The organism is Pseudomonas sp. ASL4 (assembly GCF_056680395.1).
In genome coordinates, this window is sequence record NZ_CM155280.1 from 6,680,807 (window position 1) to 6,703,466 (window position 22,660).

Consider the following 22,660-nt stretch of genomic DNA (forward strand, 5'->3'; position numbering starts at 1 on the left):
TTTCGAGTTGCGATCAAATTTTGTGTTCGACGCCAATCCAGTGTGGGAGCGAGCCTGCTCGCGATAGCGGTCTGTCAGTCAGCAAATTTGTCGACCGTTAAGCCGTCTTCGCGAGCAAGCCCGCTCCCACATTGGTATTCGGTGTAAGCGACTATCCGCGTCGATCCAGAATGTTCACCACCACCCGATCCACCCATCCCCAAATCCGTTGCTTGACCCGCCGCCACAGCGGTCGGCGTTGCCATGCCTCGAGGCTGACTTCCTGGCTCTGGGCAAAGTCCTTCTCGAAACTCGCCGTCACCGCCGCCGTCAATCCGGGGTCCAGCGCTTCGAGGTTGGCTTCCAGGTTGAAGCGCAAGTTCCAGTGGTCGAAGTTGCACGAACCGATGCTCACCCAGTCGTCCACCAGCACCATTTTCAGGTGCAGGAAACACGGCTGGTACTCGAAGATTTTCACCCCGGCCTTGAGCAGTCGCGGGTAGTAGCGATGCCCGGCGTAGCGTACCGACGGGTGATCGGTGCGCGGCCCGGTCAGCAGCAGGCGCACGTCGATGCCGCGCGCGGCAGCCTTGCGCAACGAGCGGCGAACTTTCCAGGTCGGCAGGAAATACGGCGTGGCCAGCCAGATTCGCCACTGCCCACTGTTCAATGCGCGGAACAGCGACTGCAAAATGTCCCGGTGTTGACGGGCATCGGCATAGGCAACCCGGCCCATACCCTCGCCCACGGACGGTACGCGCGGCAAACGCGGCAGGCCGAAGTGCGAGGCCGGTCGCCAGGCGCGGCGGTGACGGTTGGCGATCCATTGGCGGTCGAACAGCAATTGCCAGTCGAGCACCAGCGGGCCAGTGATTTCCACCATCACTTCATGCCATTCGCTGGTGTCTTCGCCCGGCGTCCAGAATTCGTCGGTGACCCCGGTGCCGCCGACCACTGCCATGTTCTGATCCACCAGCAACAGCTTGCGGTGATCGCGATAGAAGTTGCCGACCCAACGCCGCCAGCTCAGGCGATTGTAAAAACGCAACTCCACCCCGGCAGCCGTCAATCGTCGGCGCAGGTTTAACGTGAACGCCAGGCTGCCGTAGTCATCGAACAGGCAACGCACTCGCACACCACGTTCGGCGGCTTGAACCAATGCCTGGACCATGGCCTCGGCGCAGGCGCCCGCCTCCACCAGATACAGCTCCAGTTCGACCTGCTCTTCAGCGCGGGCAATCGCCACCAACATCCGCGGAAAGAACTGCGGACCGTCGATCAGCAATTCAAAGCTGTTGCCTTCACGCCACGGAAATACGGCACCGGCCATGTCAGCGCGCCGTGAAAATCAGTACCGCACCCACCGGCACCGACAGACTGATGGCCGACAAACCGGCAACCTTGCGCAAACTTTCCAGGCCGGGGGCCAGGTCGAAATCTTCAGCGTTGATCACCAGCGGCTCCAGAGTCACCACTTGAAAGCGCCGGTCATCGAGCCGGGTCGCCAGCAGTTCGGCGTTGTATTGATGTTGTTTACCATGAAGGCTGACAGTCAGCGGCAAACGCAATTCCAGCTGTGCGCCGGGGGCGAGGTCGTTGATCGGACGCAGATCAATCTGCGCGGTGATCAACGCTTCGGGGAAGGTCTGGATCTCGAACAGATCCTTGCGCATCCGCTCGTCACGCAGCGGGATACCGCTGTTCACCGAGTCCATCTCGACTTCGACCTGCGCCAGCCCGGTAGGGTCGACCTTACCGTGCAAGACCAAAAAGCGCTGCACCTCGGAGACGTTGGCGTTTTTGGTGCTGATGAACGACAGCCGCGACGACTCACCGTCCAGGTACCAATCGGCATGGGCCGACAGCGTGGCACCGGCCAGCAGCAGGAGGGCGAAGGTTTTGGAGAGGAAGCGGTTGAACATAAACACTCGTGGGGCAGATAAACCTGCACGAACCTTAACTGGCCTGAGGCGGGTTGCAAACTGTCAGTCACTGACACCCTGCTTTTTGTGGTGAGGGGGCTTGCTCCCGTTCGGCTGCGAAGCAGACGTAAACCCGCGAAGGTGATCTACCTGAGGGAATTCATCGTATGGACTTGGGAGTGCTTCGCACTCCAACGGGGGCGAGCCCCCTCACCACAAGAGCCTCGCAAAGATCAGGGTTGCAGGCGACAGCCTTGGCGCTCGCTGATCCACTTCGCGTTATTGCTGCGTCCCATACCACTGACTGTCACGCGTTTTCCGGCTTCGTCATCGATAAACCCGCTGAAGGGCAACCACTGCTTCACGTAGCCACGGCAGTACTCGACGTCGTTGTTCATCACATACCGGCACGAGCAATATTCCTTGGCGGTGTAGGCGCTGATGATGTCCGGAAATGCCCACAGCGCGACCCGCTCCTGCCAGATCCAGCCGAGCAAGGCGAACAACAGCAGCAGTAACAGCGTGCTGAAGGGGCGGCGGCGAATAAAACTCATGGCTGCACCTTCTCGGCAAATGCCTTGAGCGCGAGTTTGAGCAGTTCGTTGTGCCGATAAGTATCATCGCGATCATCGGCATAGCGGACGATCACCAGTTTTTCGCCAGGAATCACATATAGCGCCTGCCCCCAGTGCCCCAACGCCGCAAAGGTGTCGGCCGGTGCGTCGGGCCATGGTTGCGTCGCGCCATCCACCGCGCGATTGAGCCACCACTGGCCGCCGGGCACGGCGTCGTCCTGATGGGCGCGATAACCGGCGAAAGGCTCGCGGTTGAAGGCGACCCAGTCCTTGGGCAGCAATTGTCGATCCTGCCAACGACCATCGCGGGCCATCAACAGCCCGACCCGCGCCAGATCCCGGGCGGTGAGGTAGGCATAGGACGAGGCGACGAACGTCCCGCTGGCGTCGGTTTCCCAGACGGCTTGGCGAATTCCCAGCGGTTCGAACAACGCGGTCCATGGATAGTCCGGATAACGACTCGGGCCGACGATGTTTTTCAATGCGGCCGAAAGCAGATTGCTGTCGCCGCTGGAATAACGAAACGCCTGGCCTGGCACGGCGTATTCATCGTGCCCGGCAGTGAACGCGGCCATGTTCGCGTGGCCACGGGTGTAGAGCATCGCCACCACCGAGGATTTCAGCGGCGCGTATTCGTAGTCTTCCTGCCAGTCCAGGCCCGAGGCCCAATGCAGCAGGTCGGCCAGGGTGATCGCCGGGTGATTCTCCAACGCCGGATAGAACTTCACCGCCGGGTCCTGCAACGTGAACAAGCCTTCGCCATAGGCCACGCCGAAGACCGTGGACATCAGGCTTTTGCTGATGGACCAGGTCAGGTGCGGGGTGTCGGCGGTGGTTGGGCCGGCGTAGCGTTCGTAGATCAGTTGACCGTCGCGAATGACCAGCAAGGCGTCGGTGCGGATGCCTTTTCGGGTGCTGTCATCGCGGCTTGGGAAGGCGTAGGTTTCCAGGGCTTCGAGTGCCGGACCAGTGACTTTCGAGCCTTGTGACCACTGCTCGCCGGGCCAGTTTTCGGCGTGGGCCGTGGCGCTGAGCAGCAGCATGAAAAGCAGGGACAAGCCTTTGAACATGGTGAGGGCTCGGGGGGAAGAATCTGCTGAGCCTAGACGAGGTTGATGACAGTTTTGGAGTTTGTGTCGGCCATGGCTACGTCTTCGCGGGCAAGCCTCGCTCCTACAGGGGTTTTATGGAGGCACATTATTGGTGACCTACACAAGTCCCCTGTAGGAGCGAGGCTTGCCCGCGAAGAGGCCGGTCAATCCAGCGAAGATCCAGCAAGTGCCTTGGCCAATCGCTTCCCCCGCGCCCCCGCCGCCAACTCCATCACCGCTTGATCGCGCTGCCACATCGCCGCCCACAACGGCAGCCCGTCGGCCATGGCTTGATCCACCTCAGGCTTAAGCCCATCAAACTGCGCAAACAACCCACCCAACAGCACATGCCCAGCTGGGTTATTCGGCGCCTGACGACTGGCTTCCGCACACCCGGCCAATAGCGCCAGCAACCGCAGTTGCAAGGTTTGCGGCCAGTTGCTGTCCTGTCCGACGCCGTACAGCCACGCGGTCATGGCGCTCAACACATAGATGTCTTCCAGGGTGCGGAACGGTTTGACGTAAGCGTCCCAGCCGTCGCCTGCCAGCAATTCGCAAAAGGCGTTGTCGAGAAACACCCGGCCGTGGCTGATGTCCGGCATCAACGCGATGGCCGGGAGTTTTTCCAGGCGCACGCCCGGCTCACCGGGATACACCACCGCCAGACTCAGTCGCGGGTCTTCGCCGAGTGCTTCGCAGCGGACGGCGATCAGCAGCCAGTCGGCGGCATCGCCGGCGGTGACGAAATCCTTGCGCCCGTTCAGGCGCAGGTCCTGGAGCCGGGTCTGTATGTCTGCCGGGCGCAGGCTGCGCTGTTCGGTCGCGCACAAGGCGCCGAGGCTCAACGGCGCGCTCGGCCACAGCACACGCAACGCCGCCTGATAACCCACCAAAAACGCCAGACCCGGCGTCGCCATCAGGCGTGCGCCGGCCACCGCCAGTTCGAACGGCGTGACCGTGCCCAACTGATGCAACAAGGTCGCAAAGCCTTCGGCCAGGTCAGGATTGGCGGGCAGACGTTCGCGGCGATTCAACAGGGTTTGCCAGGGCATAAGAGGCTCCTTGTGGGCTGTCATATAAGCATCACCAAAGCTTAACGGCGATGACACCGGGGCTACATAGCCTGACTTTGCACAACACGGCTGCATAAAGAAAGTCGATCGGCTGCAACCCACGACGGGTGAACGGCCCGTACGGAGATTCGCAATGACTCAGATCGCCCGCATCAGCGACACCGGCAATGAACGCCGCCTGCAAGCCGAACGCCTGATCGGCACCGAGGCCTTGCAAGAAGCGCAGGCCTTGCGCTTCAACGTTTTCAGCGGCGAATTCAACGCCAAGCTGAAAGGCGCGGAGCTGGGCCTGGACATGGATGACTATGATGTTCACTGCGCCCACATCGGCGTGCGTGACTTGAACACCGGGCGTCTGGTCGCGACCACCCGTTTGCTCGACCACACCGCCGCCAGCAGCCTGGGCAAGTTTTACAGCGAAGAAGAATTCAGCTTGCACGGCCTGGTTGCGCTCAAAGGCCCGATCCTGGAAATCGGCCGCACCTGCGTCGACCCGGCCTACCGCAACGGCGGCACCATCGCCGTGCTGTGGGGCGAGTTGGCCGAAGTCCTCAACCAGGGCGGCTACAGCTATTTGATGGGCTGCGCGAGCATTCCGATGCAGGACGGCGGGATTCAGGCCCACGCAATCATGCAGCGCCTGCGCGAACGTTACCTGTGCACCGAACACCTGCGGGCCGAGCCGAAAAAGCCGCTGCCGACACTGGATATCCCCTCGAACGTGATCGCCGAAATGCCGCCGCTGCTCAAGGCCTACATGCGCCTGGGCGCGAAGATCTGCGGCGAGCCGTGCTGGGACGAAGACTTTCAGGTCGCCGACGTGTTCATCCTGCTCAAGCGCGACGAACTCTGCCCGCGTTACGCCAAACACTTTAAGGCGGCTATGTAATGAGTCGCCTCCGGGTGTACGCGCGAATTGCGCGAGTGCTGGTGGTGGTAGCGCTGGGGTTGACCATGGCCAGTGTGTTCGGGTTGTTCGAGCGCGCAGGGATTGCCCATTCGATGGTCCGTCGCCAGCGCTGGTCGCGGTTTTTCATGGCGCGATTGAGCAACGCCCTGCCCTTTCGCGTGACCGTTCACGGTGAACTGCCCAAACAACCGATGCTCTGGGTCAGCAACCACGTGTCCTGGACCGACATCCCGCTGCTGGGCATGATCACGCCGCTGTCGTTCCTGTCCAAGGCCGAAGTGCGCACCTGGCCGGTGGCCGGCTGGTTGGCGGCCAAGGCCGGCAGCTTGTTTATCCGCCGCGGTTCGGGCGACAGCCAGTTGATCCGCAAACAGATGACCCGTCACCTGGAGCAAGCGCATCCGTTGCTGATGTTCCCGGAAGGCACCACCACCGATGGCCGTTCGTTGCGCACCTTTCACGGTCGCCTGCTGTCAGCGGCGATTGACGCGCAAGTGGCGATGCAACCGGTGGCGATTCGTTATTTGCGCGACGGGGAAATCGATACGCTGGCGCCGTTTATTGGTGACGATGATTTGCTCTCGCACCTGATGCGTTTGTTTGCCAATGATCGGGGGGAGGTGGAAATCCACGTGCTCAAGCCGATCGAGTGCCAGGGCCGCGAACGTGCAGCGCTGGCGTTCGAAGCGCAGCAGGCGGTGCAAAAGGCGTTGTTCGGGGCGATTCCCGAAAAACAGCAAGTGCCGATGCGTCCCGCTATCGCGGCTTGATGCAAATCTCCTGAAGGAACACATATCCCCTGTGGGAGCGGGCTTGCTCGCGAATGCGGTGGTTCAGTCGACATCATCACTGACTGACCCATCGCATTCGCGAGCAAGCCCGCTCCCATATTGGTTTTATGGTGTTGAGTAGTTCTGCGCAAAGTCCTGAAGCTGCGGATAGAACAACCGAAAATCCTCGCTCAACGGCTCATACAACACCCGTAACTCCTGCATCGCCCCGGCCAATTCCTCAGGTTTGCTCAGCCGCCGGGAAATCCCCCGCAGCACCTGCGACAGCACCTCGAAATCCTCATAAGAACCCAACCAGTCATTGGCCACCATGTGCGGCGCGATCTGCGCCAGCCGTTCCGGCAGCTGCGGCTCGCGAGAGAGCACGCGATAGACATCCGAGGTGAACTGCGCCAACGGCTGGTCGGAGTAGAGCGTCCAGTCCCGGGCCAGGCAATGGTCGAAAAACACGTCGACCACGATCCCGGCATAACGCCGGCGGGTGATGGAAAACCGCGACAACGCGATGTCCACCAACGGATGGCGGTCGGTAAACACGTCGATGCTGCGATGCAACTGGATGGCCGCTTCGATCTCCGGGTCAAACTGCCCTTGCAGCCGTCCTTTGACGAAATCGCCATACAGGCTGCCGAGCCATTGACCGGGGCGCTGGCCACCGAGGTGCAGATGTGCGAGATAATTCATGGGCGCAGCTTAGCACCGCGCATTGGTATCGTTACAACCAACATATCGTTATAACCCGATATACCGATTTATGCGTTCGTCAGACCGAAATCATATTGGTATATCGCGATTCAACGATTTAAAGTTCGCCTCATCGCGATATAGCGTTTTACTCATCACGAGCCCCCACCATGACCCTCGACCTCGACGAAATAATAAAAGCCCTGGCACACCCAGTACGCCGAGACATCCTCATCTGGCTGAAAGACCCCAAGGTTCAGTTCCCGGAACAGATCCACAACCACGAGTACGGCATTTGCGCCGGGCAAATCGACCAACGCTGCGGCCTGTCGCAGTCGACCGTGTCCGCACATTTGGCGACGTTGCAACGTGCGGGTCTGATCAGCAGCCAGAAAGCCGGTCAATGGCACTTCTTCAAACGCAACGAGGACGTGATTCAAGCGGCCCTCGACGCCATCGTCAAAGAGCTCAGTGCTCCGACAAGGACTTAACAATGCCCCTCTCGCTACTCATTCTGGCCCTGAGCGCCTTCGCCATCGGCACCACCGAGTTCGTCATCATGGGCTTGCTGCCCGATGTGGCGGCGGACCTTGGTGTGTCGATTCCCGGCGCCGGCTGGCTGGTGACCGGTTACGCCCTGGGCGTGGCCATCGGTGCGCCGTTCATGGCACTGGCCACCGCCCGGCTCCCGCGCAAGGCCGCCCTGGTAGCGTTGATGGGGATTTTTATTGTCGGCAACCTGCTCTGCGCTCTGGCCAGTGACTACAACGTGCTGATGTTTGCCCGTGTCGTCACCGCCCTCTGCCACGGTGCATTCTTCGGCATTGGTTCGGTGGTGGCGGCAGGACTGGTCCCGGCCAACAAACGCGCGTCGGCGGTGGCGTTGATGTTCACCGGCCTGACCCTGGCCAACGTCCTCGGCGTGCCGCTGGGCACAGCCCTCGGTCAACAATACGGCTGGCGTTCGACGTTCTGGGCGGTGACCGTGATCGGTGTTATTGCACTGATCGGCCTGATCCGTTTCCTGCCGGCCAAGCGCGATGAAGAAAAACTCGATATGCGCGCCGAACTGCGCGCCCTTAAAGGCGCCGGGATTTGGTTGTCGCTGAGCATGACTGCGTTGTTCGCCGCCTCGATGTTCACTCTGTTCACCTACGTCGCCCCGCTGCTTGGCGATGTCACCGGTGTCTCGCCCAAAGGCGTGACCTGGACGCTGCTGCTAATCGGCCTCGGCCTGACGGTCGGCAACATCATCGGCGGCAAACTGGCGGACAAGCGCCTGGCCGCCACGCTGATCGGCGTGTTCGCTTCGATGGCCGTGGTCTCCACCATCCTGACCTGGACGAGCGTCGCGGTTATCCCGACTGAAATCACCCTGTTCCTCTGGGCCACCGCATCGTTTGCCGCCGTCCCTGCGCTGCAAATCAACGTGGTGACCTTCGGCAAAGCGGCACCGAACCTGGTGTCGACCCTGAACATCGGCGCATTCAACGTCGGCAACGCACTCGGTGCCTGGGTCGGCGGCAGCGTCATCGCCCACGGTTTCGGCCTGACCAGCGTGCCCCTCGCGGCAGCCGCACTGGCGGTACTCGCCCTGCTGGTAACCCTGATTACTTTCCGTCAGAGCGGCAATCCCGACCTGGCTCCTGCTACCAACTAACTAACCACTACCTCACGAGGGTTGTATTCATGACGACTATTTTCGATCCGATCAAACTGGGCGACGTCGAGCTGGCCAACCGCATCATCATGGCGCCACTGACCCGCTGCCGCGCCGACGAAGGCCGTGTGCCGAACGCGCTGATGGCCGAGTACTACGTACAACGTGCCTCCGCCGGCCTGATCCTCAGCGAAGCGACGTCGGTCACGCCAATGGGCGTCGGCTACCCGGACACCCCGGGCATCTGGTCCAACGACCAGGTTCGCGGCTGGTCCAACGTGACCAAAGCGATCCACGGCGCGGGCGGCAAGATCTTCCTGCAACTGTGGCACGTGGGCCGGGTTTCCCACCCGTCGTACCTGAACGGCGAAGCACCGGTTGCACCGAGCGCCATCCAGCCTAAGGGTCACGTCAGCCTGGTTCGTCCGTTGTCCGACTACCCAACGCCACGTGCTCTGGAAATCGCCGAAATCGCCGACGTCGTGGACGCTTACCGCGTCGGTGCCGAGAACGCCAAGGCTGCCGGTTTTGACGGCGTGGAAATCCACGGCGCTAACGGTTACCTGCTCGACCAGTTCCTGCAAAGCAGCACCAACCAGCGCACCGACAATTACGGCGGCTCCCTGGAAAACCGTGCGCGCCTATTGCTGGAAGTGACCGACGCAGCAATCGAAGTCTGGGGCGCTGGCCGCGTGGGTGTGCACCTGTCACCACGCGCCGACTCCCATGACATGGGCGACGACAACCTGGCCGAGACGTTCACTTACGTAGCACGTGAGCTGGGCAAACGCGGCATCGCCTTCATTTGCTCCCGCGAGAAAGAAGCTGGCGACAGCCTGGGCCCACAATTGAAAGAAGCCTTCGGCGGCCCGTACATCGCCAACGAGCGTTTCACCAAGGACAGCGCCAATGCCTGGCTCGCGGCTGGCAAGGCTGACGCCGTCGCGTTCGGTGTGCCATTCATTGCCAACCCGGATCTGCCGGCGCGCTTGAAGGCGGATGCGCCGCTGAATGAAGCACGTCCAGAGTTGTTCTATGGCAAGGGGCCAGTGGGCTATATCGACTACCCAACGCTGTAAAAATGTCCATGGGAGCAAGCGCTGCTCCTACAGAAACGCAAAAGCCCCGACTCGAAAGAGCCGGGGCTTTTTGCGTATTGCGTTCAACAGATTGCAGACTGGGGCCGCTTGAGCGGGATTATTCACACGGCCGAAACAAAATCCCTACAAAATACATAGTTCACTACCTATCAACCTGCTACTAGTCCGTATATAAAAGCACTCGACGGAGTCAAGGCGAGCAAAACGGATTTTCTGCTACATGAAGCATTGACACGACTGGATCCAATTACGCATTTTGTTTCATTTGCGCAGGCTGGGGCTCAAACGCAGCATATCCAGCCCTATATCGACCCAGCGCTCGGCCTCGGTGTGCAACTCGAAACTGTCGGGCGCCAGCAACCACTGGTACAGGATGCCGTCGATGTAGGCGTGCAGACTGATCGCAGCACGGGCCGTATCGAGATCGTTCGGCAACTGCCCCCGATTCACCGCATTACTCAGGGCCAGGGCAATTCGCACGTTGCAGTCGAGGCTGACCGTCCGGCGCTGCTGGCGCAGGTCACACATTTCATCGGTGAATTCGCACTTATGAAACAGAATCTCGTTGATACGTCGGGTTTTCGGGTCCAGGGCAACTTGATGAAACAAATGAGTCAGCAATTTGCGCATGCAGCCCAACGGATCGAGCTCGTCCTCGCTCTCACTGGCCTTGGCCATCTCATCCAGCGGCTCATGCAAGGTGTCGAGCATGGCCTGCACCAGATCCGCCTTGTTGCTGAAATGCCAGTAGATGGCCCCGCGAGTAACCCCGGCCAGTGTGGCGATATCCGCCAGCGTCGTGCGCGCCACGCCCCTTTCATAAAAGGCTTTCTCTGCCGCTTCGAGTATCTGGCTTCGGGTTTCTTGAGCTTCCTCTTTGGTACGACGGACCATGGCAGTACAACCTCAGATCAGGATGCTTCAGCGCTGTCTGAATACGCGCTGAGTAAATGTGCAGCGAACTCTCTTGGGGTCCGTCTACGGCCTACAATTCAAACCTTTGAGCGGCATTTGTAACGGTATGGGTACGCGACCTAGGTATTTACAAACAACCATGAACGTAAGTATATTCCTTAGCAAGCTACTTATCCACTCAGCGCCTAATTTTTACCCTTCCACCTTTCGAGTGCGCATTTTGCGCGCCTGACCCGAGGATTTTCATGCAATTCAAGCCAGCTGTTACCGCTCTGGTCACTGCCGTCGCCCTGGCATCACTGCTCAGCGGATGCAAAAAGGAAGAGGCACCTCCTGCCCCTCCCGCCCCTCAGGTCGGCGTCGTCACCCTGCAACCTCAAGCCTTTACCCTGACATCCGAGCTTCCGGGCCGTACGAGTGCGTACCGCATCGCGGAAGTCCGCCCACAGGTCAACGGCATCATTCTCAAGCGCCTGTTCAAAGAAGGCAGCGATGTCAAAGCCGGCCAGCAGCTTTATCAGATCGATCCGTCGGTCTATGAAGCGACGCTGAAAAGCGCCGAAGCCAGCCTGCAACAGACCAAATCGATTTCTGATCGCTACAAGCAACTGGTCAACGAGCAAGCCGTCAGCCGTCAGGAATACGACACCGCTGTAGCCAACCGTTTGCAGTCCGAAGCAACGCTTCAGACCGCCCAGATCAACGTGCGCTACACCAAGGTTTACGCGCCACTGACCGGCCGTATCGGTCGCTCCAACGTGACCGAAGGCGCACTGGTCAGCAATGGCCAGGCCGATGCCATGGCGGTGATTCAGCAACTGGACCCGATTTACGTCGACGTGACCCAGTCTTCGGTGGAGCTGCTTGAGCTGCGTCGCGAACTGGAAAGCGGCCGCCTGCAAAAGGCCGGTGAGAACTCCGCGGCAGTCAAACTGACCATGGAAGACGGCAGCGAGTACAAACAGGACGGTAAGCTGGAATTCTCCGAAGTGTCGGTCGACCAGACCACCGGTTCCGTGACCCTGCGTGCGGTGTTCCCGAACCCTGATCACACCCTGCTGCCAGGCATGTTCGTTCACGCCAAATTGCAGTCCGGGGTTAACGCTGCCGCCATCCTTGCGCCGCAACAAGGCGTGACCCGTGACCTCAAAGGCACGCCGACCGCACTGGTCGTCGGCCCGGACAACAAGGTCGAACTGCGTCAGCTCAAGGCCAGCCGCACCGTCGGCAGCCAATGGCTGATCGAAGACGGCCTGAAAGCCGGCGATCGCCTGATCACCGAAGGGCTGCAATTCGTCAAACCGGGTGTTGAAGTGAAACCGACTGAAGCGACCAACGTAACTGCGAAAAACCCGGCCGCCGCACAGACAGCTGACAAGGCTTATAGCGGCAAAGGGGAGTAAACCATGTCGAAATTTTTTATCGACCGTCCGATTTTCGCTTGGGTAATTGCCCTGGTGATCATGTTGGTCGGGGCTCTATCGATCCTCAAGCTACCGATTAACCAGTATCCAAGCATTGCACCACCGGCCATTGCCATCTCCGTGACCTACCCAGGCGCTTCTGCACAAACCGTGCAGGACACCGTGGTGCAGGTCATCGAACAACAGCTCAACGGTATCGATAACCTGCGTTATGTGTCGTCGGAAAGTAACTCCGACGGCAGCATGACCATTACCGCCACCTTCGAGCAGGGCACCAACTCCGATACCGCGCAGGTTCAGGTCCAGAACAAACTGAACCTGGCCACCCCGCTGCTGCCGCAAGAAGTGCAGCAACAGGGTATCCGCGTGACCAAGGCAGTGAAAAACTTCCTGCTGGTGATCGGCGTGGTGTCGCAAGACGGCAGCATGTCCAAGGACGACTTGTCCAACTACATCGTGTCGAACATGCAGGACCCGATCTCGCGGACCGCCGGTGTCGGTGACTTCCAGGTCTTCGGTGCCCAGTACGCGATGCGGATCTGGGTCGACCCGGCCAAGCTGAACAACTTCAACCTGACCCCGGCCGATGTCAGTGCCGCCATTTCGGCACAGAACGTTCAAGTGTCTTCCGGTCAACTCGGTGGCTTGCCAGCACTGCCTGGCCAGCAACTGAACGCCACGATCATCGGCAAGACCCGCCTGCAGACTGCCGAGCAGTTCAAGGCGATTTTGTTGAAGGTCAACAAAGATGGTTCGCAAGTGCGTATCGGTGATGTCGCCGATGTCGGTCTGGGTGGCGAAAACTCCAGCATCGCGGCACAGTTCAACGGCAAGCCGGCTTCCGGTCTGGCGGTGAAACTGGCCAACGGCGCCAACGCCCTCGACACGGCCAAGGCCCTGCGCAAAACCATCGACGACCTGAAGCCGTTCTTCCCGCAAGGGATGGAAGTGGTATTCCCGTACGACACCACGCCAGTAGTCACCGAGTCGATCAAGGGTGTGGTTGAAACCCTGGTCGAAGCGATCGTGCTGGTGTTCCTGGTGATGTTCCTGTTCCTGCAAAACTTCCGCGCCACCATCATCACCACGATGACCGTGCCGGTAGTACTGCTGGGTACCTTCGGGATCCTCGCGGCATTCGGTTTCAGCATCAACACCCTGACCATGTTCGGTATGGTGCTGGCCATCGGCTTGCTGGTGGACGATGCCATTGTCGTGGTGGAAAACGTCGAGCGGGTGATGAGCGAGGAAGGCCTGTCACCCAAGGAGGCCACCAAGAAATCCATGGGGCAGATCCAGGGTGCACTGGTCGGTATCGCTCTGGTGCTGTCGGCGGTACTGCTGCCGATGGCGTTCTTCAGCGGTTCTACCGGTGTGATCTACAAACAGTTCTCCATCACCATCGTCTCGGCCATGGCCTTGTCGGTATTGGTTGCCCTGATCTTCACCCCGGCGCTTTGCGCCACCATGCTCAAGGCGATTCCGAAAGGCGAGCACGGCACGCCGAAACGCGGTTTCTTCGGCTGGTTCAACCGTAACTTCGACCGTGGCGTCAAAAGCTACGAGCGCGGTGTCGGCAACATGCTCACGCACAAGGCACCGTATCTGCTGGCCTACTTGATCATCATCGTTGGCATGATCTGGCTGTTCACCCGCATTCCGACTGCGTTCCTTCCGGAAGAAGACCAGGGCGTACTGTTCGCCCAGGTGCAAACCCCGGCCGGTTCCAGCGCCGAACGCACGCAAGTGGTGATCGACGAGATGCGTTCCTACCTGCTGGAGAAAGAGTCCGGTTCGGTGGCTTCGGTGTTTACCGTGAACGGCTTCAACTTCGCCGGTCGCGGGCAGAGCTCCGGCCTGGCGTTCATCATGCTCAAACCGTGGGGCGAGCGTGACGCGAGCAACAGCGTGTTTGCCCTGGCAGGCCGCGCCCAGCAGCACTTCTTTACCTTCCGTGATGCGATGGTGTTCGCCTTCGCACCGCCGGCGGTACTGGAGTTGGGTAACGCCACCGGTTTCGACGTGTTCCTGCAGGATCGCGCCGGTATCGGTCACGACAAGCTGATGGCGGCCCGTAACCAGTTCCTCGGTATGGCTGCGCAGAGCAAAGTGTTGTATCAGGTGCGTCCGAACGGCCTGAACGATGAGCCGCAATACCAACTGGAAATCGACGACGAGAAAGCCAGCGCCCTCGGCCTGACACTCGCTGACATCAACAGCACGCTCTCGATTTCCTTCGGTAGTAGCTACGTCAACGACTTTATCGACCGTGGTCGGGTGAAGAAGGTTTACGTGCAAGGTCAGGCAGGCGCTCGCATGAGCCCTGAAGACCTGAAGAAATGGTACGTGCGCAACAGCGCGGGCACCATGGTGCCGTTCTCCGCGTTCGCCAAAGGTGAGTGGGTGTACGGCTCGCCGAAACTGGCCCGTTACAACGGCGTGGAAGCGATGGAAATCCTCGGTGCCCCGGCGCCGGGCTACTCCACCGGTGAAGCCATGGCCGAAGTCGAAGCCATCGCCAAGAAACTACCGGCCGGTGTCGGCATTTCCTGGACCGGTTTGTCCTACGAGGAGCGGCTGTCCGGCTCGCAAGCGCCAGCGTTGTACGCGCTGTCGCTGCTGATGGTGTTCCTGTGTCTGGCGGCGCTGTATGAGAGCTGGTCGATTCCGATCGCGGTTATGCTCGTGGTGCCACTGGGGATCATCGGTGCATTGATGGCCACCAGCCTGCGCGGTCTATCCAATGACGTGTACTTCCAGGTGGGCCTGTTGACAACCATCGGTCTGGCATCGAAAAACGCCATTCTGATCGTCGAATTCGCCAAGGACTTGCACGAGCAAGGACGCAGCCTGCGCGAGGCGGCTATTGAAGCCTGCCGGATGCGTCTGCGACCGATCATCATGACCTCGCTGGCCTTCGTTCTGGGTGTGGTTCCGTTGGCGATCTCCACTGGCGCCGGTTCGGGTAGCCAGCATGCGATCGGTACCGGGGTAATTGGCGGTATGATCACGGCCACGATCCTGGCGATCTTCTGGGTCCCACTGTTCTTCGTTACCGTGTCGTCCATTGGCCAGCGCAAGAAAACTGACCAGGATGACGCCATTGAAACTCCTAAAGAGGCTGGCCAATGAGCAAGTCGCTACTCTCCCTAGCCGTCGCCGCTTTCGTGCTTGGCGGCTGCTCGCTGATTCCTGACTATCAGCAGCCTGCAGCTCCGGTGGCAAACCAATACCCGCAAGGCCCGGCGTATTCGCCGGCCCAGGCGCCTAGCCAGGCTGCCGCCGAACAGGGCTGGAAGCAGTTTTTCCATGACCCGGCACTGCAACAGATGATTCAGGTAGCCCTGGAAAACAACCGTGACCTGCGTGTCGCGGCCCTGAACATCGACGCGTTCTCCGCTCAGTACCGCATCCAGCGTGCCGATCTGTACCCGGCCATCTCGGCCAATGGCACCGGCAGCCGTCAGCGGCTCCCGGCGGACGCCTCGACGAGCGGTAAAGCGGGTATCAGCAGCTCGTACTCGGCCACGGTCGGCATCAGCGCCTATGAGCTCGACCTGTTTGGTCGGGTTCGCAGCCTGAGCGAAGAAGCCCTGCAGAAGTACTTCGCCACCGAAGAAGCACGGCGCAGTACCCAGATCAGCCTGGTGGCCAGTGTGGCCAACGCCTACATGACCTGGCAGGCCGACAAGGAACTGCTGAAACTGACCCAGGACACCCTCGGTGCGTTCGAGCAGAGCTACAAGCTCACCGCGCGCAGCAACGAAGTTGGTGTCGCTTCGGCCCTGGACCTGGCGCAGTCGCGTACCTCGGTGGAAAACGCCCGGGCGCAACTGGCCAAGTACACCCGTCAGGTCGCCCAGGATGAAAACAGCCTGGTGCTGCTGCTCGGCACCGGCGTCCCGGCCAATCTGCAAGCCGCCAAGCCACTGTCTGATGACCTGCTGAGCGATGTTCCGCCGGGCTTGCCGTCGGACTTGCTGCAACGTCGTCCGGATATCCTCCAGGCCGAATACAACCTGAAAGCCGCCAACGCCAACATCGGCGCGGCGCGAGCGGCGTTCTTCCCGAGCATCAGCCTGACCGCCAATGCCGGGACCCTGAGCCCGGACCTGTCCGGTCTGTTCAAGGGTGGTTCGGGCACCTGGCTGTTCTCGCCGCAGATCAACCTGCCGATCTTCAACGCCGGCAGCCTGCGCGCCAGCCTGGATTACTCGAAAATCCAGAAAGACATCGGCGTGGCGAACTACGAGAAGTCCATTCAAACGGCCTTCCAGGAAGTCGCCGACGGCCTGGCTGCCCGCCAGACCTACACCGATCAGTTGCAGGCTCAGCGTGATTTCGTTACCGCGAACCAGGACTACTACCGTCTGGCCGAGCGTCGCTACCGCATTGGTGTCGACAGCAACCTGACCTTCCTCGACGCCCAGCGTCAGCTGTTCAGTGCCCAACAGGCGCTGATCACCGACCGTTTGGCGCAGTTGAACAGCGCAGTCAATCTGTACAAGGCGCTGGGTGGTGGCTGGAACGAACAAACGGCGAAGAACGAGCCGTTGAAAGAAGAAGCGCCGAAGTTGAAGTTGTTCTGATAGCGCTTTGAAAAACAAGAAGCCCACCGATTGGTGGGCTTTTTGTTGGCTGCAGGAAAAAGTTGTGTCGACACTCATGACCCCTTCGCGAGCAAGCCCGCTCCCACATTTAACCGTATTCATCCTGGAGGAACTCGGTCGAATGTGGGAGCGGGCTTGCTCGCGAAGAGGCCCTGAACCTCACCCAAAAACCCAAACCATCTTACGTTCGATAATCGCCCAAAACCCGCTTTCCCCAATTGAATCCCTCCGCCCATCCCCCGCACCATTCGCTCCACAAAACCAATAACAACAGGTTCGACACCATGCCCCCGCGCCCTGCCCTGTCCGGCTGATTTCGCCCGCTCTTCCCCCGATTTCGAATCTTGTGTCTGCACCCCCAGGTTGCGGCAGCGCCCCGTTTCACCCCTAACAATTAGAGAGACCCGAGCCCATGAAGCCTTCTACCGCGCAGTACCTGTTTCCCAGCCTCATCGCCGCCACACTGGCCGGCAGCGCCCTGCCCGCCGTGGCCGATGAGTCGGGTTTTGTCGATGGGGCCAAGGTCGACCTGAACCTGCGCAACTTCTTCATCAACCGCAATTTCACCAACCCGACCAAGGCCCAGGGCTTGGCTCAGGAGTGGACGCAAAGTTTTATCCTCGACGCCAAGTCCGGGTTCACTCAGGGCACCGTCGGGTTCGGTATGGACGTGCTGGGGTTGTACTCGGTGAAACTCGACGGCGGCAAAGGCACCGGCGGCACCCAGTTGCTGCCGCTTGATCACGACGGGCGCCCGGCGGACACCTTTGGCCGTACCAACGTGGCGTTCAAGGCCAAGCTGTCCCAGACCGAAGTGAAGGTTGGCGAGTGGATGCCGGTGTTGCCGATTCTGCGTTCGGATGACGGCCGCTCCCTGCCGCAAACCTTCCGTGGCGGGCAGATCACCTCGAAGGAAATCGACGGCCTGACGCTCTACGGCGGCCAGTTCCGCGCCAACAGTCCACGGGACGACAGCAGCATGACCGACATGTCGATGGTCGGAAAAGCCGCGATCACCTCGGACCGTTTCAACTTCCAGGGCGGCGAATACACGTTCAACGACAAGCACACCCAAATCGGCCTGTGGAATGCAGAACTCAAGGACATCTACAGCCAGCAATTCGTAAACCTGACCCATACGCAACCCATCGGCGACTGGACGTTGGGCGCCAACATCGGGTTCTTCTATGGGAAGGACGACGGCAGCGCCCTGGCTGGCGAACTGGACAACAAGACCTGGTCCGGCCTGTTCTCGGCCAGATACGGCGGCAGCACCTTCTACGTCGGCCTGCAAAAACTCACCGGCGACAGCGCCTGGATGCGCGTCAACGGTACCAGCGGCGGAACCCTGGCCAACGACAGTTACAACAACAGCTATGACAACGCCCAAGAGCGATCCTGGCAACTGCGCCACGACTACAACTTCGCCGCTCTGGGCGTGCCGGGCCTGACCCTGATGAACCGCTATATCAGCGGTGACAACGTGCACACCGCCACCACCACCGACGGCAAGGAATGGGGCCGCGAAAGTGAACTGGGCTACACCGTGCAAAGCGGCACGCTCAAGAACCTGAACGTCAAATGGCGCAACTCGAGCTTGCGTCGGGACTTCAACAACAACGAGTTTGATGAGAACCGGTTGATCGTCAGTTACCCGATCAGCCTGCTGTAAACACGGACGAAATGTGGGAGCGAGCTTGCTCGCGAAAGCGGTGTGTCAGGCAACATTGATATCGACTGACACAACGCCTTCGCGGGCAAGCCTCGCTCCTACAGGAAGTCGCATTCCCCTGTAGGAGCGAGGCTTGCTCGCGATAGCGTCAGCCCAAACGCTACAAATCCCGAAGATCACTCCCGAGACTCAACCCCCAACTCATCCCAAACCGATTCCGCCAGATGGAACGTCGCATTCGCCGCCGGAATCCCGCAATAAATCGCGCTCTGCATGATCACCTCCTTGATCTCGCCACGGGTCACGCCGTTATTGGCGGCGGCGCGCAGGTGCAACTTGAGCTCTTCGTTGCGATTCATGCCGATCAGCATGGCGATGGTGATCAGGCTGCGGGTGTGGCGCTCCAGGCCCGGGCGGGTCCAGATATCGCCCCAGGCGTGACGGGTGATCATCTCCTGGAACTCCGAGTTGAACTCGGTCAGCGCGTTCAGGCTGCGGTCGACGTGAGCATCGCCGAGGACCGCGCGGCGGACTTTCAAGCCCTCGTCGTAACGTTGTTTCTCGTCCACAAAAAAACCCTCAATGGTTCGACAAAAACGCCAGCACCCGCTCGCTGAACGCGGCGCCGGCCTGGACGTTGGACAGGTGCGCGGCGTAGAACTCGGCGTACTCGGCGCCCTGCACGTGTTCCTGAATAAAGTGCCCACCGGACGGCGGCGTGACCGCGTCTTCGGTACCCGCGATCACCAGCAGCGGCACCTTGATCGAGGACAACTGATCACGAAAATCAGCATCGCGCACGGCGGCGCAATTGGCTGCGTAACCTTCAGGTGAAGTGGCGGCGAGCATGTCGGTGATCTTCTTCGCCGCCGCCGGATTGGCCTCGGAAAAATCAGCCGTAAACCAGCGCGCAATCGACGCATCACGCAACGCGACCATCGCTGCCGGGCCGTCACGCAGCACGGTTTCGATTCGCGGGTTCCACACCGACGGGTCGCCGATTTTCGCGGCGGTGTTGCACACCACCAGTTTGTTCAATCGATGACCGGCATTGATCCCCAGCCACTGGCCGATCAAGCCGCCCATGGACAAGCCACAGAAATGCGCACGTTCGATGTGCAACGCATCCAGCAGCGCCAGCACGTCACGGCCCAATTGCTCGATGCTGTAAGGCCCCGGTGTGACCAGCGATTGACCATGGCCACGAGTGTCGAAACGCAGCACCCGGAAATGCTCGGTGAACGCTGAAATCTGCGCGTCCCACATGTGCAGGTCGGTGCCCAACGAGTTGGACAACACCAGCACCGGCGCATCGACCGGGCCATCGAGTTGCGGCCCTTGAATTTGGTAGTGCAGTTCGCCCTCGGCGAGTTGTACGAATGCCACAGCAGTCTCCTTCAGGCAGTCAACGCAAAATGTTCAGCCACCGCGCGCTCGACCCAGGTATGGGCCTGGCCGAGGTAGTGGGCAGGGTCCAGCAGTCGATCCAGTTCAGCAGGTGAAAGCTCAGCGGTCACTTGCGGCTCATCGCCGAGGACCGCGCGTAGATGACGCTGTTCGGCCACTGCGCGTTTGCAGCATTGTTCCAGCAGATGGTGCGCGGTATCGCGGCCGACTCGTTGCGCGAGAACGATGCTCACCGCTTCGGCCAGCACCAGACCTTGGGTCAAGTCGAGGTTGCGGGCCATGCGCATCGCGTCCACTTCCAGGCCTTCGGCGACCAGCAGTGCCTGCTGCAAACTGCCGGACACCAGGCAGCAAATCTCCGGCAGGGTTTCCCACTCGGCATGCCACAGGCCGAGGCTGCGCTCGTGTTCTTGCGGCATGGCGCTGAATAAGGTCGAGAGCAAACCCGGCACCCGCGTCGCCGCACCGATCAACACCGCCGCGCCCACCGGGTTGCGTTTGTGCGGCATGGTCGAGGAACCGCCCTTGCCCGGCGCCGAGGGTTCGAAGGCTTCAGCCGCTTCGGTCTGCATCAACAGGCTGATGTCGCGACCGAACTTGCCGAGGCTGCCAGCGATCAAACCGAGCACCGAACCGAACTCCACCAACCGATCTCTCTGGGTGTGCCAGGGTTGCTCCGGCAGCGCCAGTTGCAGCTCTTCGGCCAAGGCTGTGGCAATCGGCATCGCCTGTTCGCCGAGGGCCGCCAGGGTTCCGGAGGCGCCGCCGAATTGCAGCACCAGCAAGCGTGGTTTCAGTTCGCGCAGACGCTGGCGACTACGGGTCACGGCACCGAGCCAACCGGCGATTTTCATCCCGAGGGTGACCGGCGTCGCGTGTTGCAACCAGGTGCGTCCGGCCAGGGTTGTGGCGGCGTAACGTTGAGCCTGGGTCGCGAGGGTTTCCCCCAACTGCGCCAAATCGTTTTCGATCAGCGCCAGTGCACGACGCAGTTGCAACACCAGACCCGAGTCCATCACGTCCTGACTGGTGGCGCCCAAGTGCACGTAACGCTCGGCTTCGGCGTCGTTCGCGGCAATCTGTTTACCCAAGGCCTTGACCAGCGGGATCGCCGAATTGCCGGCCGTGGCAATCGCTTCACCGAGGGCGCCAAAATCGTAATGCCCGGCCTGACAAGCGGCTTCGATTGCGGCGACAGCCGTTTGAGGAATCAACCCGACGCGCGCCTCGGCCCGGGCCAGTGCGGCTTCGAAATCGAGCATGGCCTGAACCCGGCCCTGATCGCAGAACACTTCGCGCATATCGCGGGCAGTGAAATAGGCATCGAACAATTGATTGTTCGGTCGCTGGTTCATAAACAGTCCCTGGAAGCGTGGGCCGGTGCGGCCCACGGATGAAGATCAAAGGTCGTGGTGCAAATACTTCGCTTGTTTGGGCAGGCGCAGGCTGAACAGGAACGCCACCGCCATCATCACCGTGACGTACCAGTAGAAGGAGTTTTCCATGCCCGCGGCTTTAAGGCTCAAAGCCACGTATTCGGCAGAGCCACCGAAGATCGCATTCGCCACGGCGTACGCCAGGCCGACGCCCAGTGCGCGCACTTCCGGCGGGAACATTTCGGCTTTTACCAGGCCACTGATCGAGGTGTAGAAACTGACAATCGCCAGCGCCACGGTAATCAGCACGAAGGCCAGAAATGGACTGCTGACACTTTTCAGACTCAACAGAATAGGCACGGTGAACAATGTTCCAAGGGCGCCGAACCAGAGCATCGAGTTACGTCGACCGATCTTGTCCGCCAGCATCCCGAACAACGGCTGCATGCACATATAAAGGAAGAGCGCGCCGGTCATGATGTAGCTGGCGGTCTTGGCGTGCATGCCGGCGGTATTCACCAGGTATTTCTGCATGTACGTAGTGAAGGTGTAGAAAATCAGCGAGCCACCGGCGGTGTAGCCGAGCACGGTGATGAACGCAGCCGTGTGGTTGCGGAACAGCGCAAGGATGCTGCCGGCGTCCTTGTTTTCGCGCATTTCCTTGCTGCTGGTTTCCTTGAGCGAACGCCGCAGGAACAGCGAAATCACTGCCGCCACCGCGCCGACCACAAACGGAATCCGCCAGCCGTAGGCACGTAAATCATCTTCAGTGAGGAACTGCTGCAGGATCACCACCAGCAACACCGCCAGCAACTGCCCGCCAATCAGTGTCACGTACTGGAACGAGGCGAAAAAACCGCGCTGGCCCTTGAGCGCAACTTCGCTCATGTAGGTCGCGGTGGTGCCGTACTCGCCACCCACCGACAACCCCTGAAGCAGACGCGCGAACAGCAACATGATCGGCGCCCAGACGCCGATGCTGTTGTAAGTCGGTAGACAAGCGATGAGCAATGAGCCGAAGCACATCATCAGCACCGAAATCATCATCGAATTCTTGCGCCCGTGCTTGTCCGCAACACGGCCAAAAATCCAGCCGCCAATGGGCCGCATCAGGAACCCGGCGGCGAACACGCCAGCGGTGTTAACCAGTTGCACCGTGGGGTTGTCGGACGGAAAAAAGGCAGGCGCGAAATAGATCGCACAAAAGGCATAGACGTAAAAGTCGAACCACTCGACCAGGTTGCCGGACGAGGCGCCGACAATCGCGAAGATCCGCTTATTGCGCTCCTCGCCGGTGTAGTGTTCGGTTGAAGCGGTAGTCGTTGTCATTGTTTTTCTACTCAATGGGGACAGTGAGAGTCTAGACATACTTCGCAACAGTCCTGTTCCACAGATGCTTTGGCAACACATATCCCTGTGGGAGCGGGCTTGCTCGCGAAAGCGGTGTATCAGGCAACATTTACATCGACTG

The 22,660-nt window shown here is 60.3% G+C and carries 20 protein-coding genes; 9 read left to right on the forward strand and 11 right to left on the reverse strand.

Going from position 1 to position 22,660, the window contains the following annotated elements; genetic code table 11:
* Positions 1–151 precede the first annotated feature (151 nt).
* From AC1MEW_RS30545 to AC1MEW_RS30565, 5 genes are all read right to left on the reverse strand, one after another.
* The gene (locus tag AC1MEW_RS30545; RefSeq protein WP_480424707.1) at positions 152–1,309 is read right to left on the reverse strand and encodes a phospholipase D-like domain-containing protein; all 1,158 of its coding nucleotides are present in this window, start codon (positions 1,307–1,309) and stop codon (positions 152–154) included.
* 1 nt (position 1,310) lies between these two features.
* Complete coding sequence (locus AC1MEW_RS30550; protein ID WP_201201356.1) at positions 1,311–1,901, reverse strand: YceI family protein; 591 nt, start codon at positions 1,899–1,901, stop codon at positions 1,311–1,313.
* Positions 1,902–2,134: 233 nt separating this feature from the next.
* Positions 2,135–2,455: an amidase gene (locus AC1MEW_RS30555; protein WP_201255966.1), complete on the reverse strand. Its 321-nt coding sequence runs from the start codon at positions 2,453–2,455 to the stop codon at positions 2,135–2,137.
* Complete coding sequence (locus tag AC1MEW_RS30560; RefSeq protein ID WP_480424709.1) at positions 2,452–3,546, reverse strand: serine hydrolase domain-containing protein; 1,095 nt, start codon at positions 3,544–3,546, stop codon at positions 2,452–2,454. Before AC1MEW_RS30560 ends, AC1MEW_RS30555 begins: the two co-directional genes overlap by 4 nt.
* Before the next feature lie 185 nt (positions 3,547–3,731).
* A complete protein-coding gene (locus AC1MEW_RS30565) occupies positions 3,732–4,619 on the reverse strand; it encodes an acyl-CoA dehydrogenase middle domain-containing protein (RefSeq protein WP_480424711.1) in 888 nt (295 codons plus the stop codon).
* A gap of 154 nt (positions 4,620–4,773) precedes the next feature.
* Here AC1MEW_RS30565 and olsB point away from each other — a divergent pair, with 154 nt between their 5' ends.
* On the forward strand, positions 4,774–5,529 hold the full coding sequence (gene olsB, locus AC1MEW_RS30570; protein WP_201201352.1) for an L-ornithine N(alpha)-acyltransferase: 756 nt from the start codon (positions 4,774–4,776) through the stop codon (positions 5,527–5,529).
* Complete coding sequence (locus tag AC1MEW_RS30575) at positions 5,529–6,320, forward strand: lysophospholipid acyltransferase family protein (protein WP_201255964.1); 792 nt, start codon at positions 5,529–5,531, stop codon at positions 6,318–6,320. The genes olsB and AC1MEW_RS30575 overlap by 1 nt, the downstream gene beginning before the upstream one ends.
* A gap of 126 nt (positions 6,321–6,446) precedes the next feature.
* Here AC1MEW_RS30575 and AC1MEW_RS30580 read toward each other — a convergent pair whose 3' ends face one another.
* A complete protein-coding gene (locus AC1MEW_RS30580) occupies positions 6,447–7,025 on the reverse strand; it encodes an acyl carrier protein phosphodiesterase (protein WP_201255963.1) in 579 nt (192 codons plus the stop codon).
* A 170-nt stretch (positions 7,026–7,195) separates the two neighbouring features.
* On the opposite strand from AC1MEW_RS30580, the gene AC1MEW_RS30585 reads away from it, so the two are divergent.
* Genes AC1MEW_RS30585 through AC1MEW_RS30595 form a run of 3 tightly spaced genes read left to right on the forward strand, consistent with a single transcriptional unit; the run spans position 7,196 to position 9,764 of the window.
* Complete coding sequence (locus tag AC1MEW_RS30585; RefSeq protein ID WP_201195345.1) at positions 7,196–7,516, forward strand: ArsR/SmtB family transcription factor; 321 nt, start codon at positions 7,196–7,198, stop codon at positions 7,514–7,516.
* 2 nt (positions 7,517–7,518) lie between these two features.
* Positions 7,519–8,685 carry an MFS transporter gene (locus tag AC1MEW_RS30590; protein ID WP_201201344.1) on the forward strand — a complete coding sequence of 389 codons (1,167 nt, stop codon included), beginning with the start codon at positions 7,519–7,521 and terminating at the stop codon, positions 8,683–8,685.
* 29 nt (positions 8,686–8,714) lie between these two features.
* The gene (locus AC1MEW_RS30595; RefSeq protein ID WP_201201342.1) at positions 8,715–9,764 is read left to right on the forward strand and encodes an alkene reductase; all 1,050 of its coding nucleotides are present in this window, start codon (positions 8,715–8,717) and stop codon (positions 9,762–9,764) included.
* A gap of 282 nt (positions 9,765–10,046) precedes the next feature.
* Here AC1MEW_RS30595 and emhR read toward each other — a convergent pair whose 3' ends face one another.
* A complete protein-coding gene (gene emhR / locus AC1MEW_RS30600; protein WP_201201340.1) occupies positions 10,047–10,679 on the reverse strand; it encodes an efflux system transcriptional repressor EmhR in 633 nt (210 codons plus the stop codon).
* A gap of 266 nt (positions 10,680–10,945) precedes the next feature.
* Between emhR and emhA the strand changes: the two genes are divergently transcribed.
* The 4 genes from emhA (at position 10,946) to AC1MEW_RS30620 (ending at position 18,406) form a co-directional block, all read left to right on the forward strand.
* Positions 10,946–12,103, forward strand: coding sequence for an efflux RND transporter periplasmic adaptor subunit EmhA (emhA, locus tag AC1MEW_RS30605; RefSeq protein WP_201201337.1), 1,158 nt, complete (start codon positions 10,946–10,948; stop codon positions 12,101–12,103).
* Between the two features lie 3 nt (positions 12,104–12,106).
* On the forward strand, positions 12,107–15,256 hold the full coding sequence (emhB, locus tag AC1MEW_RS30610; protein ID WP_201201336.1) for an efflux RND transporter permease subunit EmhB: 3,150 nt from the start codon (positions 12,107–12,109) through the stop codon (positions 15,254–15,256).
* Positions 15,253–16,713, forward strand: coding sequence for an efflux RND transporter outer membrane subunit EmhC (emhC, locus tag AC1MEW_RS30615; protein ID WP_201201328.1), 1,461 nt, complete (start codon positions 15,253–15,255; stop codon positions 16,711–16,713). Before emhB ends, emhC begins: the two co-directional genes overlap by 4 nt.
* Before the next feature lie 433 nt (positions 16,714–17,146).
* On the forward strand, positions 17,147–18,406 hold the full coding sequence (locus tag AC1MEW_RS30620; RefSeq protein WP_201255962.1) for an OprD family porin: 1,260 nt from the start codon (positions 17,147–17,149) through the stop codon (positions 18,404–18,406).
* Positions 18,407–18,582: 176 nt separating this feature from the next.
* On the opposite strand, the gene pcaC is transcribed toward AC1MEW_RS30620, so the two are convergent.
* From pcaC to AC1MEW_RS30640, 4 genes are read right to left on the reverse strand one after another with little or no spacing between them, the layout of a single operon-like run.
* Complete coding sequence (gene pcaC, locus AC1MEW_RS30625; protein WP_201195354.1) at positions 18,583–18,975, reverse strand: 4-carboxymuconolactone decarboxylase; 393 nt, start codon at positions 18,973–18,975, stop codon at positions 18,583–18,585.
* A gap of 10 nt (positions 18,976–18,985) precedes the next feature.
* Entirely contained in the window at positions 18,986–19,792 is an 807-nt protein-coding gene (gene pcaD, locus AC1MEW_RS30630) for a 3-oxoadipate enol-lactonase (protein WP_480424715.1), read from the reverse strand.
* A gap of 11 nt (positions 19,793–19,803) precedes the next feature.
* A complete protein-coding gene (locus AC1MEW_RS30635; RefSeq protein ID WP_201201323.1) occupies positions 19,804–21,168 on the reverse strand; it encodes a 3-carboxy-cis,cis-muconate cycloisomerase in 1,365 nt (454 codons plus the stop codon).
* A gap of 45 nt (positions 21,169–21,213) precedes the next feature.
* Positions 21,214–22,518 (reverse strand): MFS family transporter, encoded by a 1,305-nt coding sequence (locus AC1MEW_RS30640; protein ID WP_480424717.1) that lies wholly within the window; start codon positions 22,516–22,518, stop codon positions 21,214–21,216.
* Positions 22,519–22,660: the final 142 nt, after the last annotated feature.

Excerpts from the sequence above, each read along its gene's own strand:
- AC1MEW_RS30545 (WP_480424707.1), bottom strand. The coding sequence starts at position 1,309 with ATGGCCGGTGCCGTATTTCCGTGGCGTGAAGGCAACAGCTTTGAATTG.
- AC1MEW_RS30550 (WP_201201356.1), bottom strand. The coding sequence starts at position 1,901 with ATGTTCAACCGCTTCCTCTCCAAAACCTTCGCCCTCCTGCTGCTGGCC.
- AC1MEW_RS30555 (WP_201255966.1), bottom strand. The coding sequence starts at position 2,455 with ATGAGTTTTATTCGCCGCCGCCCCTTCAGCACGCTGTTACTGCTGCTG.
- AC1MEW_RS30560 (WP_480424709.1), bottom strand. The coding sequence starts at position 3,546 with ATGTTCAAAGGCTTGTCCCTGCTTTTCATGCTGCTGCTCAGCGCCACG.
- AC1MEW_RS30565 (WP_480424711.1), bottom strand. The coding sequence starts at position 4,619 with ATGCCCTGGCAAACCCTGTTGAATCGCCGCGAACGTCTGCCCGCCAAT.
- olsB (WP_201201352.1), top strand. The coding sequence starts at position 4,774 with ATGACTCAGATCGCCCGCATCAGCGACACCGGCAATGAACGCCGCCTG.
- AC1MEW_RS30575 (WP_201255964.1), top strand. The coding sequence starts at position 5,529 with ATGAGTCGCCTCCGGGTGTACGCGCGAATTGCGCGAGTGCTGGTGGTG.
- AC1MEW_RS30580 (WP_201255963.1), bottom strand. The coding sequence starts at position 7,025 with ATGAATTATCTCGCACATCTGCACCTCGGTGGCCAGCGCCCCGGTCAA.
- AC1MEW_RS30585 (WP_201195345.1), top strand. The coding sequence starts at position 7,196 with ATGACCCTCGACCTCGACGAAATAATAAAAGCCCTGGCACACCCAGTA.
- AC1MEW_RS30590 (WP_201201344.1), top strand. The coding sequence starts at position 7,519 with ATGCCCCTCTCGCTACTCATTCTGGCCCTGAGCGCCTTCGCCATCGGC.
- AC1MEW_RS30595 (WP_201201342.1), top strand. The coding sequence starts at position 8,715 with ATGACGACTATTTTCGATCCGATCAAACTGGGCGACGTCGAGCTGGCC.
- emhR (WP_201201340.1), bottom strand. The coding sequence starts at position 10,679 with ATGGTCCGTCGTACCAAAGAGGAAGCTCAAGAAACCCGAAGCCAGATA.
- emhA (WP_201201337.1), top strand. The coding sequence starts at position 10,946 with ATGCAATTCAAGCCAGCTGTTACCGCTCTGGTCACTGCCGTCGCCCTG.
- emhB (WP_201201336.1), top strand. The coding sequence starts at position 12,107 with ATGTCGAAATTTTTTATCGACCGTCCGATTTTCGCTTGGGTAATTGCC.
- emhC (WP_201201328.1), top strand. The coding sequence starts at position 15,253 with ATGAGCAAGTCGCTACTCTCCCTAGCCGTCGCCGCTTTCGTGCTTGGC.
- AC1MEW_RS30620 (WP_201255962.1), top strand. The coding sequence starts at position 17,147 with ATGAAGCCTTCTACCGCGCAGTACCTGTTTCCCAGCCTCATCGCCGCC.
- AC1MEW_RS30635 (WP_201201323.1), bottom strand. The coding sequence starts at position 21,168 with ATGAACCAGCGACCGAACAATCAATTGTTCGATGCCTATTTCACTGCC.
- AC1MEW_RS30640 (WP_480424717.1), bottom strand. The coding sequence starts at position 22,518 with ATGACAACGACTACCGCTTCAACCGAACACTACACCGGCGAGGAGCGC.